Source organism: Lysinibacillus sphaericus, assembly GCF_005217585.1.
GTDB lineage: Bacteria > Bacillota > Bacilli > Bacillales_A > Planococcaceae > Lysinibacillus > Lysinibacillus sphaericus.
The window spans coordinates 926,633-946,594 of sequence record NZ_SZPT01000001.1 but is presented as its reverse complement, the minus strand read 5'-3'; the positions used below and the strand labels follow the sequence as shown (position 1 = coordinate 946,594).

16 protein-coding genes and 1 riboswitch are annotated in these 19,962 nt (G+C 38.2%); all 16 genes read right to left on the bottom strand.

The window, feature by feature from the left end; all coding sequences use genetic code 11:
• Window positions 1–569: 569 nt before the first annotated feature.
• Window positions 570–2,144, bottom strand: a complete 1,575-nt coding sequence (locus FC748_RS04680) for a right-handed parallel beta-helix repeat-containing protein (protein WP_025219792.1) — start codon at window positions 2,142–2,144, stop codon at window positions 570–572.
• Between the two features lie 290 nt (window positions 2,145–2,434).
• On the bottom strand, window positions 2,435–4,117 hold the full coding sequence (locus FC748_RS04675; protein ID WP_024360945.1) for a methyl-accepting chemotaxis protein: 1,683 nt from the start codon (window positions 4,115–4,117) through the stop codon (window positions 2,435–2,437).
• 556 nt (window positions 4,118–4,673) lie between these two features.
• On the bottom strand, window positions 4,674–6,227 hold the full coding sequence (locus tag FC748_RS04670) for a YndJ family protein (RefSeq protein ID WP_108030132.1): 1,554 nt from the start codon (window positions 6,225–6,227) through the stop codon (window positions 4,674–4,676).
• A complete protein-coding gene (locus tag FC748_RS04665) occupies window positions 6,196–6,807 on the bottom strand; it encodes a DUF4166 domain-containing protein (protein ID WP_108030131.1) in 612 nt (203 codons plus the stop codon). Before FC748_RS04665 ends, FC748_RS04670 begins: the two co-directional genes overlap by 32 nt.
• On the bottom strand, window positions 6,804–7,739 hold the full coding sequence (locus FC748_RS04660; RefSeq protein ID WP_108030130.1) for a DoxX-like family protein: 936 nt from the start codon (window positions 7,737–7,739) through the stop codon (window positions 6,804–6,806). The genes FC748_RS04665 and FC748_RS04660 overlap by 4 nt, the downstream gene beginning before the upstream one ends.
• Before the next feature lie 155 nt (window positions 7,740–7,894).
• Window positions 7,895–8,419, bottom strand: coding sequence for a tubby C-terminal domain-like protein (locus FC748_RS04655; protein WP_108030129.1), 525 nt, complete (start codon window positions 8,417–8,419; stop codon window positions 7,895–7,897).
• A 112-nt stretch (window positions 8,420–8,531) separates the two neighbouring features.
• Window positions 8,532–9,248, bottom strand: coding sequence for a toast rack family protein (locus FC748_RS04650; protein ID WP_108030128.1), 717 nt, complete (start codon window positions 9,246–9,248; stop codon window positions 8,532–8,534).
• A 238-nt stretch (window positions 9,249–9,486) separates the two neighbouring features.
• Window positions 9,487–11,307 carry an ABC transporter ATP-binding protein gene (locus tag FC748_RS04645; protein ID WP_108030127.1) on the bottom strand — a complete coding sequence of 607 codons (1,821 nt, stop codon included), beginning with the start codon at window positions 11,305–11,307 and terminating at the stop codon, window positions 9,487–9,489.
• On the bottom strand, window positions 11,304–13,037 hold the full coding sequence (locus FC748_RS04640; RefSeq protein WP_108030126.1) for an ABC transporter ATP-binding protein: 1,734 nt from the start codon (window positions 13,035–13,037) through the stop codon (window positions 11,304–11,306). The genes FC748_RS04645 and FC748_RS04640 overlap by 4 nt, the downstream gene beginning before the upstream one ends.
• Before the next feature lie 270 nt (window positions 13,038–13,307).
• Window positions 13,308–14,348 (bottom strand): ribonucleotide-diphosphate reductase subunit beta, encoded by a 1,041-nt coding sequence (locus FC748_RS04635; protein WP_024360953.1) that lies wholly within the window; start codon window positions 14,346–14,348, stop codon window positions 13,308–13,310.
• Window positions 14,349–14,360: 12 nt separating this feature from the next.
• On the bottom strand, window positions 14,361–16,574 hold the full coding sequence (locus FC748_RS04630) for a ribonucleoside-diphosphate reductase subunit alpha (protein ID WP_108030125.1): 2,214 nt from the start codon (window positions 16,572–16,574) through the stop codon (window positions 14,361–14,363).
• 160 nt (window positions 16,575–16,734) lie between these two features.
• Window positions 16,735–16,923, bottom strand: a riboswitch (cobalamin riboswitch).
• Window positions 16,924–17,030: 107 nt separating this feature from the next.
• The gene (locus FC748_RS04625) at window positions 17,031–17,717 is read right to left on the bottom strand and encodes a hypothetical protein (protein WP_108030124.1); all 687 of its coding nucleotides are present in this window, start codon (window positions 17,715–17,717) and stop codon (window positions 17,031–17,033) included.
• Complete coding sequence (locus FC748_RS04620; protein ID WP_024360956.1) at window positions 17,714–18,208, bottom strand: ECF transporter S component; 495 nt, start codon at window positions 18,206–18,208, stop codon at window positions 17,714–17,716. The genes FC748_RS04625 and FC748_RS04620 overlap by 4 nt, the downstream gene beginning before the upstream one ends.
• Before the next feature lie 46 nt (window positions 18,209–18,254).
• A complete protein-coding gene (locus tag FC748_RS04615) occupies window positions 18,255–18,647 on the bottom strand; it encodes a bifunctional adenosylcobinamide kinase/adenosylcobinamide-phosphate guanylyltransferase (protein ID WP_025219801.1) in 393 nt (130 codons plus the stop codon).
• The gene (locus tag FC748_RS04610) at window positions 18,599–19,195 is read right to left on the bottom strand and encodes a histidine phosphatase family protein (protein WP_108030123.1); all 597 of its coding nucleotides are present in this window, start codon (window positions 19,193–19,195) and stop codon (window positions 18,599–18,601) included. The genes FC748_RS04615 and FC748_RS04610 overlap by 49 nt, the downstream gene beginning before the upstream one ends.
• Window positions 19,168–19,944 (bottom strand): adenosylcobinamide-GDP ribazoletransferase, encoded by a 777-nt coding sequence (gene cobS, locus FC748_RS04605; RefSeq protein ID WP_024360959.1) that lies wholly within the window; start codon window positions 19,942–19,944, stop codon window positions 19,168–19,170. Before cobS ends, FC748_RS04610 begins: the two co-directional genes overlap by 28 nt.
• Window positions 19,945–19,962: the final 18 nt, after the last annotated feature.

Genomic DNA, 19,962 nt, shown 5'->3' with positions numbered 1-19,962 from the left:
TCTCACCCCATTTCCAAATTCAAAAACATTTCATTATTCCAAAAACATTATCCAAAGGTCTAGTACTACAGACAGACAATATTATTAATGAACCATTTTTACTAATTATAGGATATAACCTACAAATTAAGCAATCTAAAAACTAAATTTTCTAACAATATTTTCTTCTACAAAAACAAACATTGTTATTTTGGATATAATATTACAAATATTTTAAATTTACTTCCGAATAAATTCCAAGTTTTCTCACCATAATGTATCGCGCACAAAAAAGTGGGCAATTTTCTTACAAATCAATACTTCTTATGTCGAATTCTATGAATCTTTGTCCATATTTTGCATGAAAAATTCGTCCTCTTCAAGTATTTTATCTCGTAAAGGTCTTTCATCTTACACACTTAAGACACTTTTATAGCATAGTAAAAAATGGAATATATATGGTATTGAACGTTCCAACCCTACTGTTTATACCCCTTTTCTTATAATTGAAACCTCCGTGTTTACCATTTGACTTGTAACAAACATAAAAAAAGTAATTTCAAAAGTTTGAAACTACTCTTTTTCTTTTTTCAATCTTCAACATTGCTTCCGTTACATGTACTTAATTTATCGACAATTCGTTGTGTTTTTTTACTCGTTGGTTGTTGTAAGTCTATATGAATAATTCTTGAGGAGTCATCTTTTTGACACCTCCCCGCTTGCATTGGTCCCCGAATATATAATTGGCTCTGTTCCTGAACAACTGCCGCTGTTTTAACATTGGATAAGGTGCTATTGACGAGTTCAAGAAGCGATTGATTGGTCATTGCCAAAAAAGTTCGCTCGGTGTCGTTGATTGCACAATTTTGGATGCGCCCCATTGACTTATCAGACCAAAATATAGAATAAGGACTTTGTTTACATTGCGAGAATTGACTGTCTACTACTTCAACAATGGCATCAATACACGTAATTCCATTACCAACTATATGGTTAAAGGTACATTTGTTGGCAAAAAGACGCGCATTATTAATATAAATATGATGACTTTCTAATTCCTGTATGCGTGAATTTTTTACTGTGATTTTGGCATGATCATTTCCATAAATTCCACCTGTTTGCCCAAACTGTATGATACATTGATCGAGAACAAGACCACTTGCATCAACAATTACGTGAAATTGTGTATGATGATGAATTGTACATTCTGTCATCATGACATCGGCTTCATTGAAAATAGTGATACCTGTTGTGCTGCCATTTGTCACCTGGCATTTTCGAATCTCGGCTTTACTATTCTCTATAAACAGCTGTGGTTTTTTATGACCGGATAACTGACAATCATAGATAACAGCCTTTGATTTTTCACCTATATACAGTCCATTGCCATTACTTTTCGCAATGCGACTATCAGACGCTACAAGTTCGCTTTCATGGACAACGACATTAGTTTCAGCATGGTGCTTGATTTCACATTGATTGATTGTTAATTTTGAACCACTAAATACTTGGATTCCTACGTCTTTTCCTTCGTGAATAAGCGAGTTGACTAAAGAAATTGTACTGGATGCTGCAACAATTTGAGTTTTTTCATGCCCATGAATTTCACAATCCTCTATGACCATGTGAACGTTTCGTATGGCAAAAATTCCATTCATCGTGCCCTCTAGCAACATGCACTTCGACAATGAAATTTCACTATTTTGTGCAATGATTTGTGCTTTCGTATGCTGGTGTAATGTCGATTCAATCAGCATAACACTTGAACCATTATCTATCCGAATGCCAAATTGATTAGATGCGCCTGCCAGTATATCAACATTTTTCATCATTAAAGTGCCAAAGTTAACAGTGACTTGGGTACTTACTTGTTGCTTTTCAATGATGCAGTTTTCAAGCTGCAAATCCCCTTTCACATAAATGCCTTGGCCTTGACTAAATCGGATATTACGGATGTCCACATGCGTATGGTAACGAATAAACACGCCACCTTTAATCGTAACATCCCCTTTACCATAGAGCGTTAACCTTTTTGAAATCTCTATACTTTCTTCATAAATACCATCCCGAATTTCTATAGCATCTCCAACTTCAGCGTCTTGCAGCGCCTGATTGATATTTTGATAACGATGCATTATACCTTTTTTTACTACAAGTATTGCCATCCTCATGCCTCCTGTCGTTTACATGTCGTACTTTATTAAGTACTCCATAAATCACCCTATTCATCCTATTTATATCCCCATTGAACTTACGATTATTCAATTTTAACCAAATAAATGACCATTTCCTCGTTTATCCATTGGAAAATCTATTTTTAAAAGATATTCACCAACAATTACTTATGAACATTAAAAAACCAGCAAGTAAGCGATACATTCGCCTCTTACTGGTTTTGTTTATCGTAATTTGTTGTTTTCTTTCGGTGTTGTATCCAATCGGTTTAATACATTATTTATAATTTAAATTTCCCAATAAGATCATTTAAGTTTTCAGCCATTTCAGCTAGATGACTTGAACTATTTTTTATTTCGTCCATTGAGCTAGCGGTTTGTTCTATCGTTGCTGAAGTTTCTTGAATACCTGCAGCTGACTGCTCAGACACAGCGGCAATTTCATCCACTGATTTATTAATAGTCATCGTATTTTGTACAACTTCTTCTAGCTTTGTTGACATATTGACGATGCTCGATGACATGGAATAGACAGCATTTGCAATTTCACTAAATGTCTCATTCGTCGAAACAATTTGTGTTGTACCTTTTGCAACTTCTCCATATCCTTTTTCGAGAGAGGATGTCACAACGGTTGAATCATCTTGAATTATTTGAATGATACCTGTAATTTCACTAATAGATGAAGATACTTGCTCTGCTAGTTTTCGAACTTCATCTGCTACTACTGCGAATCCTTTGCCATGCTCTCCTGCACGTGCTGCTTCAATTGCTGCATTTAACGCCAGTAAATTTGTTTGCGCTGCAATATCATGAATTACCGCAATAATTTTAGATATTTCCTGTGTTTGTTTATTTAATTCATCTAGTTTTTCAACTGAATCTTTCACAATATAGTCAATTGTCATCATTTGTTGTGTAGAAGCTTCCATACGTCCTTTCCCTTCTTCTGTTAGCTTCATCACAGATTCAGAAAACTGATAGACATCTCTACTACTTTGATTGACATCGGTTACTTTACTTGAAAAATCCATCATACTTGTTGCCACATCAGATGCATTACTCGCTTGCACTTCCGTTCCATTTGCAATTTCTTCAACTGTATCTACAACTTGCTCTGTCCCCTCTTTTACTTCTGTAGCAGATTGCATCAGTTCCTCACTATGGGCGGCAACCTCATTTGACACCGTTTGAATATGTTTTAATAGATTATTTAAAATTTGGGACATCGTATTTGTTGCTTCGGTTAATTGCCCTATTTCATCTTTTGATGTTACATTTAGTGCAGGTTCACTTAAATCCCCATCTGTAATTTTCTTCATCCGATTGGTAATTAAGATAATAGGCTTCGAAATAATACGAGCGCTGAATATTGCAATAATAATGGCGATCAAGGCAATGCTTATTCCTACAATAATACTTATAGTTTGCTTACGCTCCCCATCAGTAATAAGTGTATCTCCTACAGCATTTATTGATTGTTTCCGTTGTGCTGCTAATGCCTCATATCCCTCACGAATTTCCGTCGCTTTTTCATCCATTGCAGCTAAATTATGTATGGCTAATTCCTTATTTCCTTGATCGTATATTTCAAAAACATCGTTTTGAACATAGCTACTCCATTCTTTTGCCATTTCAGCATACTTGGTAAATTCTGCTGATTCAGCAATAGCTAGACGTATTTTTTCATTGGCAAGCGCTCGTTCTACATTTTCATCATAAATTGTTTTATATTTTTCATTGCCAGATAATACATAGCCCCTTGCTGCAGCAATTCTTAAACCAATAGTAGATGCTAACTCATAATCAGCAATTAATAATTGCAACTCCTCATCCACAATTTGTTCTGTCGCTTGGTTACTTTGTGCGATTTCATAAAAATTGAAACCAATATATAAAACAATAACGGCAACAACAATACTAAATGAAAATACAATCCTTTTGCTAATCGATTTAAAATTCATTTGTCAATTTCTCCTTCTTATTATCAATTTTTTGGCAATCTCCTTCGAGTATTCTATTTCTTCTCTAAAAAATAACAGGCAATCGATAAATAATTTAACTGTATTGCTTAATATTAGTAATCTACCATTTTTAAAAAGGTTTAGGATGAAATAATATTTTTTCTTATAATTAGTTGAATAAAACAGAGGTTTCTTTGTGTTTTTTAGCATCCTTTTGATTTTCAACATCATTTTTCCTTCTATTGGATTATGATTTTTACAAAAAAGAAAAATCCATAAATAAGACTTTTCGCTTATTTAGTTTGCTTATTCTAGTTAAAAAATTCAATTTTTTCGGGACTTGAATCTAAAATTCACAAAAGGGAGCTAAGTTGATAGTATATTTTCTCTATACTATTAACATGTAAATTGAATGGTAGAAAACGAAACTAATTATGCAACTGCTCTCAGTAGTAGATAATAGTACTTACAGCAAAAAAGTGTTAAATCGACATTCGTCAATCTAACACTTCTTCTCTTTCTTCAGCTTATTTTTTATTATTGTAGAATAACGTAATTATATTTGTTCAATTTGATAATCTATTCGTAAAAAAGACAATCCAAAAATGCGCATCGTATGTATCGCCGTTAAAGTTGTATCATTTTTCGCCGTAATCGTAAAATGCTCATTCAAAGGTAGTCTCAATATATTTTGTTTGAATGCTAAATAGATACCTGCTTCCCCAGTTTTAGAGCTTGTTATATGTAATTTTCCGTCTTGCTCATATACATATAAAATACCTATCATAGTTGAAAAAGGTAATGGTAAAGCAATATTCATATACGTTGTTTGATTGGTCGTATGTTGTGAGTAAATGGCTACGAATATCGTCTGCTCGTATATTTTACGAATCCAAGCACGCGGAGCAAGGCGACCATCCTGTCGTTCATCTACTTTCATAATAACGCCATTCATCTCCACTGGTCGACTGGATAGCGGCAAATTAAGCTGTTGCATCCAACGGCTAATGCCTTGATAGATGAATGCAAATGGTTTAAACCAACATCGCCATTGTACCGAAGCAGTTAGACGATAATTAGTCGTTTGCTCATAAAAATGTGGAATAATTTGCGGAAGTTTCCTTGTATCTACAAAATCTTGCAGTACATCAACTAAACCGGTATGCGGCTCTTCCAAAGGCTGTAGTTTCCCCCGTATTCGACTCACCGGAAACGTAAACGGCTGATGGGAAGATTTTGGGACGTCCATCCCCCACGCGATTACCCCCATCAATCCAAACAACAGACAATTCACTAAACCATGATAGGTTAACATATCGGGAATACTTATAATCGACGTGCCAGTAAAATTGCCAATAACATAAAGAAAAGATCCTAAAATTGTCAAACATAATGAGCCGTAAGAAATTCGCAATAGTGCTCCCTGTCTCTTAGGCAGAGTTGTTTTCAAGGACAGTGTAAACAAGCAGTAGATGGCAAATATATAAAGTGCCACTGATACAATTTCAATGACTGTCGAAAACGTAATTCCAATTGCAACTAACAATGGTCCTGTTAGTAAGATTATGACGACTGCATTGTACCATTTGCTTGTATGGAAACGTCCAAATAAACCAAATGATATTGCAAATAGACAAGCTGAATAGTGAAAATGGATTGCAGTTAACCATGTAATTAACGATGAAAATCCTGTATCTATTTCTGCTATAAAGGCAAAGAACCATAGACCTCCAATAAATAAATAGAGGAGTCCAATATCGATAGCGATTTCAGCAATGTTCGTAAAACCTCGCTGTAAAAAGCGCGTCACACCTTGGTATGCAATATAAGCTGTATAGACAACATATAAACCCGCTAAGACAATCGCTAACTCACGATTAATAGAAAAGTGTAAAATCGTTACAACAAGCATCATAGCGATGATAATGATATGACCTATTTTATTGAAAGAAACGACCATTTTTAGCATTGCAGGGACGAATACAAGTTGCGCAAAAGTAAGTAATAGTAAATAATGTGGTTGCATGCTAAACAGATAGCAACACAGCATAAGTACCCAACCTATTAATAACACGGGACTAAAGAGATTTTTGCGTAAATTCCCCAGCATACATCATTAACCTCCCAATAAGCGGATTATAAATCGATACGTGAATTGTAAAAACTTCTCTGTACTCATCATAGCCTTCCTCGACAATAACGCGCCCTTCTAGCTGTTGCGGTATCGCCCATTCTAGTCTAGACATAACAAATCGTTGTGGCCCTGAACGAATAAGTAATTTCCCTTCTCTTGTCACTGAAAACAATAAATCTGAATAAAAAAGAGCTGGTGCGCCTAAGTAATCTTTGACAATTTTTTTAATTGGATCAACCGTCATCCTCGCATCAAAATGCCTTGTCTTGCGATTAAAATAAAAGGAACGTTCCCATATAACCTCCAATTCTCCATTGGGCATTTGTCGACATGTATTACTGATAGTAAAGGGGATATCCTTTCCTGACTCAGGAAATAAAAACCTAAACTTGGCAGCCATCACATAAAAGGGACGCATCCATTTTGCTCCTGATTGTATATCATGTATCACGCCTTGCGCATTAAACGTTTGACCTACTGGCAATGCATAGCGCTGTTGTAGTTTTGGATGGAGTCTTTTAAAGTCCTCCCCTAATAACGTTTGATAGATGGTCAATCTTTTTTCCCTCGCTTTCGTTTACAACTTGCCGCACTCGGTAAATCTTTACTAAGTACAAATCCTATAATGGATAAGACCCATAATGCGCCATTTAATGTGACTGGGTTGAATGGGGCTATTGCAATATCACTATCTACTAACACAGCACCAAGCGTTAAGAGTGGGAATAACATGATTTGCAGCCCAAAGAGCAACCGCTTCCCTCTAGGTACTAACCAGCAAAGTGCAAATAATACCTCTGCCACACCAATCCAATAAACGAGTGAAGTTGCATTTGCTACATTGCGGTCATTAGCAGTATTCACCTGTGTCAACGAATGTTCTACCATCATCACTTCCAGAGGATGTTGGAACAGTACTTTAGGTATTAGTCCATGATACAACCAAACGAAGCAAAATAATGCGCTAATAAGCAGTGTTAGAAAAAAGCGTCGATATTGCGCAGATGGATTTTCTCCCTTCTCTAGCCACCTTTTCAAAACATCAAAACTAAGTGCTGTTGCCCATCCCATTAATGGACGAAATACCAAGTCAAATAGCAAACCTAATTTGCCGTAGCGCACTTCATAATCATATTGCGTTAAAAAAGTTAACGCTTGTTTCTTCGGAATATACTTCCAATACCCTTTACCCTCTGCAATTGGTGATATTTTTTGTGGCGTCCCAAAATGCAAAGAAGATATTTTAACGCCATCTTTCGTCAAATGTTCCCCTTTACTTTCTCCCCACCCACTCACTGTTACACCAGGCATCACTTTTGTTTCATAAGTAAAGCGTTGCAGTTCTGAAAGCTCTTCTTTTTCTTTATATGTAATGGATGTAAAGCGTAAATCCCACTGTTCATGCAACTTTGGGTTTTGCGTATAATGCCAAGCATCCTCAATCGGTGCTTGTATATCAATTTCAACGTAAATCGGCTTTTTCTTCATCCCACTCTCTCCTCGAAATATCAATTTCAAACAATGATTGTAAGTTGGAAACTTCTTAGTTAATTTTACTATAATTAACATTGTAATAGTGCAATAACGATGAAGTTGATGTCATCAAAAAAAACACCTCTCATTCATGAAAGGTGCTTTTCACACTATGCTCCGACAAATAAGACAGCCTGTCCTATGGCAATAAAAAATGCTTCATGTTGAATCGGGCTCGTTGCTTCTATCTCCAGTGTAATATCAAAATGTGTTTCTTGATAAACCGCTTGCCAGCGTGCAATTGGCTGTTCATCCAACGTAAACACAGACCAGCCTTCCATCTCCTTATTCAGCATTATTTTTTGTTGACCATCTGTTATGATTAAATCTGGAATCATGATTTGCCAGCCGTCATAGGCAATCATATAGTCTTTTCCTGTTACAAAGTCCTTGCCTTTGAAATGTACACGCCCACGTCGTGATACTTTTTTACAGGAGAAAAGACATTGTCCGTCCACTGTGCTGACATCAAATTGTACAAAATATCGATAATCCATCGTACGGTCAAAAGCTTTTTTCAATCCATTGGAGTAAATCCGCTGGACAGTTGATGAGACGTTTCCTTCCTCATTCACTATTTGAACTACTTTCGTCGATTCAATCGTTACAGGTTGTTTATATGTAAAAATTCTCAATTCGTTCGCTCCTTCAATTACGCTTGCTTTCTTTAAGCTAACATAAAATAAGCGTCAAATACAATTCACCTGTTGTATTTGACGCTTAAATTGATTGTATTGTAGTAGGTAGTTACTTATCTAGTTTGAATGTAACGTCGCCTACGCCTAACTCTGAGTTCACCTCAAGCAATATATCTGCCTTTTCATACGCCTCATTAACAAATACCCCTTTACCTTTTGCAATAAAGCCTTCTAGATTCATCGAACCAATGCCTTTTTCGGTCGTTATTTTTACACCGACTTCTGATGGTAAAATGACCGTAGTTTGCCCAACACCCGTTTCAATATTTGTTTTGAAGCTTTTTTTCCAATCGCCACCTAAGTCAACATTTAGGTCCCCTACCCCTGTTTCAATATCTAATTTTTCAAGTTTCAGACCTCGTAAATCAAGCATTGCTTTTGATGCACCTGTCTCTATCGAAAGGTCCATTGGAATATCTTCATTTAATTGGACATCCCATAAATTTTTTGTATTACCAATCTTCACTTTACTAGAGCCTTTATGATCAATCTCAATTTCACCTGTATTGCCACGTAGTTTATACTTCACTTCTGGTGCTAATTTATTAATATTATACTGGGCATTTCCCTCTAACCATTCTTTCGCACCTTTTGAAACCGTCATTTCCCCAACACCTAGATTTATTTCAACATCTAATTTTTGCGCATCATCCTTTTTCACCTGAAAGGTATCTTCTTTTTCCTTCTCTGGAATCACAGAAAAACAACCACTTAAAACGAGCAACGAGCCACACATCATGAAAGCTAAAACCAATATTTTTTTCACATTATTTCCTCCTACTTTTTCATATCCCATTCATTTCATTTTATCTGATTCTCGCTATATGAAAACGACCCTTGGCTTTAACTTCGTCTAAGACCTAAGACGTAGCCGTATCCATTTTCTTTACCATCTATATGCGACTACTTGTCAAAAATTGAACCCTCCATCTTATTCAGTGCGCTTAAGATGAAGGGTTCTGTAAATGAATATATTAATTTTTTCATAGGAAATTTAAAAGGGGTTAGACACTTGGCTGTTCTTGTTCTAACAGTAGTTTTTGCTGGAGGTTGTTGTAAATTCCTTGTTGTTGCATCAGTTGTTGATGGTTACCTTGTTCAACAATTTCGCCTTGTTGAATAACGAAAATTTGATTGGCATTTTCTATCGTTTTCAAACGGTGTGCAATCACAAAACTTGTGCGTCCTTGCATTAAACGTTGTAATCCTTTTTGAATATCCACCTCTGTTTGCGTATCAACGCTAGATGTGGCTTCATCCAAAATTAAAATATCAGCATTTTCTAAAATAGCGCGAGCAATCGCTAGGAGTTGTCTTTGCCCTTGGCTTAAATTAGCTCCCCCTGCTTGTACTACAGTATCGTATTGTGCTGGTAAGTATTTAATAAAATTATGTGCATTAGCAATTTTAGCCGCTTCTTCAACCTCTGCATCCGTCGCATCGAGCTTACCAAAGCGAATATTTTCACGAATAGTGCCCGTGAATAAATAGGTATCTTGTAATACTACACCAACGCGCTTTCGAATCGTGGCCATTTTATACTCCTCAATATTGAGGCCATCAATAAGAATCTCACCTGCATCCACATCATAAAAACGAGTCAGCAAATTAATAATTGTCGTTTTACCAGAGCCTGTAGGACCCACTAGTGCAATTGTTTCTCCTGCCTTGGCTTGGAAAGTAATATTTTTTAGTATCGGCTGATTTGGCAAATAGCTGAAAGATACTTGTTGGAATGCTACATCCCCCTTCAAACTGTGACAATCAATTGCCTGTGGTTTATCTGCCACTTCTGAAGGTTCATCTAAAATTTCAAAAACTCGTTCTGCCCCTGCAATCGCTGATTGAAACGTATTTAATAAGTTCGATAGCTGATTAAGCGGACGGAAAAATTGACGCGTGTATGTGACAAATGCCGCAATAATGCCGACAGTCACGAGCCCCTTCACAGCCAAAAATGCCCCTGTACCAATGACAACTGCTAGCCCCAAGTTATTCATAAAGTTGTTGATTGGCCCTAGTAAGCCGGACGTTATTTCAGCGCGTTGTGCTGAATTTCGAAGGTTGTTATTTTGTAATTGAAAAGTTTCGATTGCTTGCTGCTCCTTACCAAAAAGTGTCACGACCTCTGCACCTGTTATCATTTCCTCAATCGTTCCATTCAGCTTTCCTAAATCACGTTGACGAGCTGCATAGTTTTTACTGCTACGCTTGACAATTTGTTTAGTTGTGAAAACAATCAAAGGGATAATAATGAGCGTGACGATAGCCAATTGCCAGCTCAAGGCAAACATCGCGATGCTTACTCCGATGACTGTTAAAATCGACGATACGATTTGTGTCACGCTCTGTGCTAACGCTGTATTCAAATTATCAATATCATTGGTCACACGGCTCATTAAATCACCAAGTGCGTGTTGATCAAAAAACTTCACTGTTAATGTTTGCAGTTTTTTTAAAAGTTCAAGCCGTAATGTGCGAATCGTTTTCATCGCGACATGAATCATGACATACGTTTGTAACCAAGTAAAAAGGGATGCTACAGTAAAAATACAGGCAAGAACAATACCAAGTCGAATTGCCCCTGCTACTTGCTTTTTCATAATATAGTCATCCACAATATGACCGATTAGATATGGACCAGCTAAGCTTAAAAATGTCGAAGCGATGACGAAAAATACCGAGAAGTACAATCCCACTTTTTGTTGTTTGATATAGTGCCATAAACGTAAGAGCGTTGTTTTTTGATTTTGAGCTTTTTCTGTTGGTCCGCCTATTCGTGGTCCACGTCCAAAATTTATTTGCTTTGGTTGACTTTGACTCATTGTCGTTCACCAGCCTTTTGCTGAGAAGCATAGATTGCTTTGTACGGCTTATTATTTTGTAATAAATGCTGATGCGTTCCTTGCCCAACAATTTCGCCATCTTCTAACACTAAAATTAAATCCGCCTGTTGAATGGAAGTAATTTTAGATGCAACAATAAATGTTGTTGTCTCTTGAAATTGCTCGTTAATCGCCTGCTGTACTTGCTTTTCAGATGCGCTATCTAGAGCGGACGTTGTATCATCTAAGACAAGGATAGCTGGTCGTCTTACAAATGCGCGGGTTAGTGCTAAGCGCTGTTTTTGACCGCCAGATAAGTTCGTTGCCCCTTGTGACAATTCATGTGCTGGCCCTTGTTCAAGTTTCGCAACAAATTCAGTTGCACAAGCTGCATCAAGTGCCAGCTGTAATTCCTGTTGTGTCGCTTCCTCCTTCCCAAAACGTATATTTTTTTCAATTGTCCCTGAAAATAGTAAAGCCTTTTGAGAGGTAAAACCAATATGTTTTCGTAATGTTGCCAATGCATATTGATGTAATGGTTTTCCATCTAGTAAAATAACTCCACTTGTCGGGTCAACTAGTCGTGGTAATAGTTTTACTAGTGTTGATTTACCACTCCCCGTTTTACCAATTATCCCAATTGTTTGCCCTACCTGTACAGAAAATGTAATGTTTTTCAGGACATCCTCCGAATTTTCATAATAGCGGTAGCTTACATTTTGGAAGTCTATCATTCCTTGGATGGACGTCGTAATCGGCTGTGCTACTTCTGTAACTGCCACTTCCCTATTTAGGACGTCCACAATACGCTCCCCAGAAGGAAGAGCACGAGCAATTTGCATTAGAACCATACTCGAAGACATGAGTCCATTTAAAATAATCGTTAAATAGTTTATAAACGCAAGTATAACACCAACTTGCAATGTACCTGTTTCCACTTTAATGGCACCTAGCCAAAGTGCCGCAACAATGCCAATATTGACGACAAACATCGTAAACGGTACCAGTATTCCTACTATTTGTTCTGCGGTAATAAAACGTTTCGTTAGCGTGTCATTGAGCATAGCGAACTGCTCTACCTGATGCTTTTCACGTCGAAACGCTTTCACCACACGAATCCCCGCTAAATTCTCCTGTAATTTTGTATTAACCCCGTCAATAACCTCTTGTACTTTACGATACAAAACACCTGAATATTTTGTAAAAAAATACATGGCCATTATTAAAATCGGTACAATTACTAGTAAAATAGAAAATAATTCGCGAGCTGTTACAAAAACAATAATAACAGCCCCAATAAATAACAGCGGGCCACGAACAAAAATCCGTAACGTCATCATAAATGCACGTTGAACACTTTCCACATCACTTGTTAAAATGGTAATTAACTTTCCTGTAGTGAAAGCATCACGTTCCTTTGCCGAATACGTCATTATTTTTTCATACAATGATTGACGGACATCAGAGGCAAAGTGAATAGCCGCCTTGGAACTATAAAAAGAGCACCCAATCCCCCCCACTAGTCCAAGAACCGCACTCATCAGCATTAACACGAACATTTGAAGGACATATGAATTGTCACCATTTGCTATTCCTGTATCAATCATATGTTGCATAATGGTTGGTTGGATTAAATCCATCGTTACCTCAAGCACCATTAAAATAGGTGCAATCAGTGTAAAAAATTTATAGGGTCCTAAATACCTCCCTAACTGTTTAACTACTTGCATTCTTTCGTCTCCGTTCCTTGTAAATCACATACGCTATTCATTATAACTGAAAATCATTCCCAATTGGCAACTGAATTCAGATGGATTTTAGTGACAGGCACTCAAACAATTTTCTGGCTAGAAAGTAAAAATCCACTTGAACTTCTGCGGGAACTCACATACAGAAAGTCACAACATACGGCGCAAAAGCGGGAGTTGTGGCTTACATCATGCTACGCAAAAGCCAAGTGGATAGAGTGACAGGCACTCAAACAATTATATTATATTAAATTACAAGTCATCGAAGCCGTTATCTTCTACATTAACTTTGACATATTGACGGGAGCGTTGTTCAAAGAAATCTGTCTTTCCTAAGTCTACATCCTCGTATGCTTTAATCCATTTTAATGGATTTTTTCGATAACCCTCAAACGGACGCTCTACCCCTAGTTGGTGGCAACGTACATTCGCATAAAAATGGACATAATCATGGACATCTTCCACATCAAGTCCTTCAATTTTTTCACCTATGACTTCATTTGCCCAATCGATTTCAAGTTGAACCGCTTCACGGAAAATCTCCTGCACACGCGCCGCTCGTTCTGGTGTATCATATTCAGGAAATTCCGCTAGCAATTCCTGATAGATTTTCACAAATAAATCCACATGTAGCTGTTCATCACGGTTGATATAATTGATCATCGTTGACGAAGCCACCATTTTTTGATTGCGTGCTAAATGATAGAAGAAGGCAAAGCCTGAATAGAAAAATAAGCCTTCTAAAATAACATCATAGACAATGGCCTCTAACATATTTTCAACATTTGGTTCCTCTGCAAATGCTTGATAGCCTTTCATCACAAAATCATTGCGACGCTCTAACACTGGCTCCGTGCGCCAAAAGTCAAATGTACGGTCTTGTTCATCTTTATTTACAATACTGGATAAAACATAAGAATAGGAATGATTATGAATCACTTCTTGTTGCGCTAAAATAATCATTAAGGCATTAAGGCTCGAATCCGTTAAATAGTCCGCCACCTTGCCCGCAAAATCCGTTTGTACACTGTCTAACAGCGCCAGTAAGCCAATAATTTTCAAAAATGATTCCTGTTCATCCGCTGATAAAGTTGGAAATTGTTTGACATCATTGCTCATATTAATCTCAAAAGGTGTCCAAAAGTTCCCAAGCATTTTTTTATATTTTGGGTACGCCCAACTAAAACGCACATCATCCCAGTTTAAAATATTAGAAGAGCGCCCGTTCACAATGGCTGTCGAACGGTTTGGCGCCTCCTTATCCATCATTTTTCGTTTCGTAATTGTTGTCATTTTCTATTCCTCCTAGCTTGCACAAGACTCACATTCTAGCAATTCAACAGATGTTGAGCGCACATAATAAGTCGTTTTTACGCCACTTGCCCAAGCATTAAGATGTAAAGCGAGTAAGTCTTTTGCCTGAATCGTATTTTGCACATATAAATTAAGCGAAATGCCCTGGTCAATATGACGGGCACGTGCCGCATTTTGTTTAATTGTCCAGTTTTGATCGATAAAGTAAGCAGACTTATAATACCAAGTCGTTACGGGTGATAAGTCCGGTACTGTAACAGGAATTTTGTAATCCTTTTTCTCCTCGGAGTAACTCTTTTGGAAAATCGGATCAATTGTTGCCGTACTGCCTGCCAAAATAGATGTCGATGAATTTGGTGCTACGGCCATTACATACCCATTGCGCATTCCATATTTTGCGACATCCGCACGCAAAGCTTGCCACTTGTCACTGTTGTAGCTACGCTTTTCAAAATAAACACCCGTTTGCCAGTCAGAGCCCTCAAATAATGGGTAAGCACCTTTTTCGCGCGCAAGTGCACTCGATGCACGAATCGTTAAATACGCAATATGCTCGTATAATTTATCAGCAAAGTCAACTGCCTCATCCGACTCCCATTGAATTTCCTTCAAGGCAAGTAAATGATGCCAACCAAATGTCCCTAGCCCAATTCCACGATAACGAGCATTAGTACGCTCGGCTTGTTTCACAGGAATAGTATTTAAGGCAATCACATTATCTAACATGCGCACTTGAATCGGTATTAAACGCTCTAACACACCAGCCGGAACAGCCTTTCCTAAATTGACAGAAGATAAATTACATACAACAAAATCTCCTGGCTTACGACGTGTCACAATCACATCATCTTCTAACGTAATGGATTCGAATTGCGTCGGCGACATGTTTTGGAAAATTTCAGTACATAAATTTGAACTATAAATCATCCCTTCATGCTTATTTGGATTCATGCGATTTACTTCATCGCGGTAAAACATAAATGGTACACCTGTTTCCAACTGTGAACGCATAATACGCTTCATAATATCGATTGCCGGCACCACTTCTCGACTTAATAGTGGATTGGCAATGCACGACGCATATTTATCTCGGAAAGAGCCTTGTCCTTTTTGCTCATCATAACAATCTTCAAGTGAGAAGCCCATTACCTCACGTACTTCATGTGGGTCAAATAAATGCCACTCTCCACGCGCTTCGACTGCTTCCATAAAAATATCCGGTAAACATAAACCAGTGAAAATATCATGCGCGCGTAATCGTTCGTCTCCATTATTTAAACGTAAATCTAAAAACGTAAAGACATCTTTATGCCACACATCTAAATATACGGCGATTGCGCCTTGGCGTTGACCAAGCTGATCCACTGACACCGCTGTATTATTAAGTTGTTTGATCCATGGCAGTACCCCACTAGATGCGCCTTTAAACCCTTTGATAGAGGAGCCACGACTACGGATTTTCCCCATGTAAACGCCTATACCGCCCCCGTATTTCGATAATGTTGCAACATCGGTGTTCGTATCATAAATACTTTGTAAACTATCATCTACCGTATCAATAAAGCAGCTTGAAAGCTGGCCATGCGTTTTTCCGGCATTTGACAATGTTGGTGTTGCAACCGTCATATATAAATTACTCATCGCCCAATACGATTCTCGTACTTTTTCTAAGCGGTTTTCCGTTTCATCTTGCATCAATGTCATTGCAATGACCATCCAACGCTCTTGCGGTAATTCTACAGGTGTTTTTGTATAATCACGCACAACATAGCGGTCCATTAACGTTTTTAAACCGATATACGTAAACAGCTCATCACGACTCTGTTCAAGATAAGACGCAAGCTCGACTAGCTCTAGTTCACTATACTTCGTCGTTAAACAATCGTGATAAAGCCCTGCCTCGGTATAGCGAGCAAGTTGCTCTGGAAATACCTTATAGACATCTTCCACCCCAACACCACGACGGGTAGCAAATTGATCATACAATTTTTCTAAGTAAATTTGGGCAGCAACAAATGTCCAATATGGCTCTTCCTCATCAATAAGACTAAGTGTTTGTAAAATCATCGCATCCGCCCAAGCTTCAAATGTTGCATTGTCATTTTTTCGTAGCCATCTATCCGATAATCTTACAAAGCTTTCAAGCTCCTCCTCTGTGTAACTTTTCTTTAACTTAGCCATCTGCTGTTCGATTTGAATTGTCATATTCCCATTCTCTCCCTTTCTATCAGCGCACACAAAAAAGCGATTACACACCCTGTTTCGGTTGCGTAATCGCTGTAAAATCGGAAATGGAAATGAAGGACATGTACACATCGAAGTGGACAAATCTCTCGCCTCCACTTCTCAATCCCCGAAGATGTGTTGCTGTCTTGAACAACTCGGCAGGTCTCCTGGCTCATGCTTCCTTCAAATAATTGCCTTCCCGTTCTTTCACAGTGGCATCCTAATTATTTGTCAGCACTTACAGTTGCGGGGACAGCTTCGGCTTTAGATATCTCTATTTCCGAATTCCCTTTTAAACCATACTGGTACCGCTTGTCCAATATACTATATATAGTGTTTTAACTCCTAAACAAATCTAACATATTGTGTTTAACGTTTCAATAGGCGTTTTGCCCCTTGTATTCTCGAAAACGCTACTTTTGCTCGAAGCAAGCCCTATTCCAATGCAGTTTTACGCAGTTTCTCAAAATTTCTAGTAAAAATTTTTTGTGCCAGTTTCTCTTTTTCTGGATTGATTCCTAGTAAAATTACCGCACATGGCCCTGCTGTTTTTCCTACATCCAGCGAACTTTTAATTTGTTGCTGACCAAAAAGTCTTAAAAATTCTGCTTGTAAGCCTTGAGAACCTACCGGCCAAACTTGTTGCACAATTTCCTCGCGCCAAGCTTGGTAAATGGGCTGTAGTTGGGCCACATCTTCAGGCTGCGCAAGCACTTCATTGCCAACGAGTGGCAGTCCATACGTATACCAAATCAGGTTGTCACTAGCAAATGACGACCTTGTTTGCATTTCACCTAACATTGTTACAGATAATCCCGATTGCACAGTCGGCATATTGGATTCTGAACTGCCATTTACAGGTGGACATGGTAGACCTGCTTCTTCAAAGACTTGCGCAAGTCCTTCGACATAACGAGACCACGCCTCATCGCCTGAAAAGTTGGCAAGAATAATATGACTGGGTAGGGCATCGGCTGCAAGCTGTTCTAGAAAAGTGACACGCCCAGTTAAATAAGCCGTTAATGTATCCGGAGCCGATACGACATCTTGAGGTTTTTCTCCGATGGCTGCAGCATTATCTGTTGTAACAATCAGATTCCCTATTTTTACTGCATTTCTCAATTTGCTCGCCCTGCCTTACGAACAAACACTTTCGAGAGTATTGGCATCACGACAGCTACAATCAATAAATTGATGACAGTTGCCATGAAAATACTCGCTAATGAGCCCCAGAAAAACGCTGGACTAATGATGAAATAAAATGGGAGTGGTGCGATCACACCGTTTAATATAAGCGCTACTGGCCATTTCCAAAAATGCATACCTTTTTTGTGCATCACACCGAATAGCCATACAACAATAAACATTTCGACCGCAATAATAAGATGCAAAGGTCCAAGTAGAAAACCAGATGTCAATGCTGTAATCAAATGACCTATTAACCCTGCTACTCCTGCCAATACAGGCGATAAAAATGCAACGCTTAAAAATGCTGGCGCTGAGTCGAGTGCCGCCGATGATACAAAAGACGGAATTTTAATAACTGCCCCAACTGCACAAATCGCCGCAACCATGGCTGTTAATGTCAAACTCATTAATTTTTGTCGATTCATTCCATTTCCTCTTTTCTACAAGTATTCTACTGAAGCCTAAACTCGTTTATTTAATACGTTCTGCAATGCCATACCAAATGCGATTTACTTGTTGTGCTTCTACAAATAACGCCTGATACAAGCGACCACACGTGTCACGCAATAGTCTTGCTTGCTTTTCCATCGGTACAACACCACGTCCCATATCGGTTACAATCATATACACTACACAGTTTTTTTCAAGGCTTTTAAGTGTTGTCAAAATGTGATGGATAATGGCTTCATCTTCCTCCAAATTGCGTTTTACGAGCCATTGTTCTAAATTTTTAATAATGAGTGCATCACAATCAGGTGCAACATCTGGTAGTTCGCCATCAATTATCGTATAGTGATCATCTTTTAGTAATCGCTCTACATAAGCGGTTTTTCCGTTATAGGCTCCTCCGATAAAGACATGCATCTAGCTCCCTCCTTCCAAGCTGCTCGGGAAAACGTTAGCGTAAATAGGCGATTATGGGGTGCTTGATATGACCAAAAAGCCTCTTGTTGTGGAGCAAATGCAACAAGTAACGCTCGCACCACCCCACCATGAACAACGAGATAATAGTCATCCTCATCTTTTGGTAACGCTAAAAAACCTGCGACTACTCGCTCACAAAACTGATCAAATCTTTCACCGTTTGGTGGCGCATTTTTCATTGGGTCATCTAACCATCTACGGTACCGAGAATCTGTCTTTAATTGGTCATATGTTTTGCCTTCAAAATCACCAAAATTCGTCTCTCGAAATCTCACATCGGCTATATAGCTAGCTTGTGGAAAATAACATTTCGCGGTTTCTTGACAACGACGTAAATCACTGCCATATACTTTTCTGACAGAATCATTGACTATTGGAAGCGCCGACGCCTGTGCTAAGGAAGAATCTGTCCAGCCAATATAACGCTTTTCCACATTTTCTTTTGTTGGTGCATGTCTCATTAAACGAACAGTAACAATGTCACCCATAGCACAACCTCCATTCCTTCGATTGAAGCACCTAGCAAGTCCCCAGAAACTCCGCCAAAATTACGCACTGTAAACTGCCGAAACAATACAAATGCAATGACTAAAACGACCATTAACAGCAATGGCACTATAGAAAAGCTTGAAACTACGAACACACCACAATAGGCAAGTAAAAGCGTAAGTAACATCAAACTTGTCAGTAAGCGATGATGTATATGTGTTTTAAAAAAATAAGCAAGTCCTTTTTCCTTCGAACATTGTAACGATAGAAAATAGAAACTCATTCCTACACGTGTCAATAAAGGGATAAAGACAAGCATCCATAATGAAAGTTTGTTCTGTACAAAAAGTTCATGTAGCACAACGAATTTTCCCAACACTAGAAATAACACAGATAGTACACCAAATGCCCCAACTCGCGGATCATCTAATATTTCAAGTCGCTTATCTCGATCGCGATAAGAAAAATAAGCATCCCCCATATCGATAAAACCGTCTAGATGCAAGCCTCCTGTAAATAATGCAAATAAACCGATAATCATAAAAGTTAAGAGGACTTCACTGCTGGCTGTCCATTGTGTTAAACAGTAGATTATCGCTGCAACAACAGCTCCCATCAGCGCCCCTATCCAAGGTAAAAATGCAAACATTCCGGTAATTGTCCGTTTAGTTAACGGAATTTCTTTATGTACAGGCAAAACTGTAAAAAATTGAAATGCCAGCAATACACTGTGCCATATAGTTTTCATCGCCTTGCCTTCTTTCTT

What these genes read in the sequence shown, in the direction of transcription:
- FC748_RS04620 (WP_024360956.1), bottom strand. Translation starts at nt 18,208, where the DNA reads ATGAATCGACAAAAATTAATGAGTTTGACATTAACAGCCATGGTTGCG.
- cobS (WP_024360959.1), bottom strand. Translation starts at nt 19,944, where the DNA reads ATGAAAACTATATGGCACAGTGTATTGCTGGCATTTCAATTTTTTACA.
- FC748_RS04675 (WP_024360945.1), bottom strand. Translation starts at nt 4,117, where the DNA reads ATGAATTTTAAATCGATTAGCAAAAGGATTGTATTTTCATTTAGTATT.
- FC748_RS04640 (WP_108030126.1), bottom strand. Translation starts at nt 13,037, where the DNA reads ATGCAAGTAGTTAAACAGTTAGGGAGGTATTTAGGACCCTATAAATTT.
- FC748_RS04645 (WP_108030127.1), bottom strand. Translation starts at nt 11,307, where the DNA reads ATGAGTCAAAGTCAACCAAAGCAAATAAATTTTGGACGTGGACCACGA.
- FC748_RS04610 (WP_108030123.1), bottom strand. Translation starts at nt 19,195, where the DNA reads ATGGGTGACATTGTTACTGTTCGTTTAATGAGACATGCACCAACAAAA.
- FC748_RS04680 (WP_025219792.1), bottom strand. Translation starts at nt 2,144, where the DNA reads ATGGCAATACTTGTAGTAAAAAAAGGTATAATGCATCGTTATCAAAAT.
- FC748_RS04615 (WP_025219801.1), bottom strand. Translation starts at nt 18,647, where the DNA reads ATGCATGTCTTTATCGGAGGAGCCTATAACGGAAAAACCGCTTATGTA.
- FC748_RS04670 (WP_108030132.1), bottom strand. Translation starts at nt 6,227, where the DNA reads ATGCTGGGGAATTTACGCAAAAATCTCTTTAGTCCCGTGTTATTAATA.
- FC748_RS04660 (WP_108030130.1), bottom strand. Translation starts at nt 7,739, where the DNA reads ATGAAGAAAAAGCCGATTTACGTTGAAATTGATATACAAGCACCGATT.
- FC748_RS04630 (WP_108030125.1), bottom strand. Translation starts at nt 16,574, where the DNA reads ATGACAATTCAAATCGAACAGCAGATGGCTAAGTTAAAGAAAAGTTAC.
- FC748_RS04635 (WP_024360953.1), bottom strand. Translation starts at nt 14,348, where the DNA reads ATGACAACAATTACGAAACGAAAAATGATGGATAAGGAGGCGCCAAAC.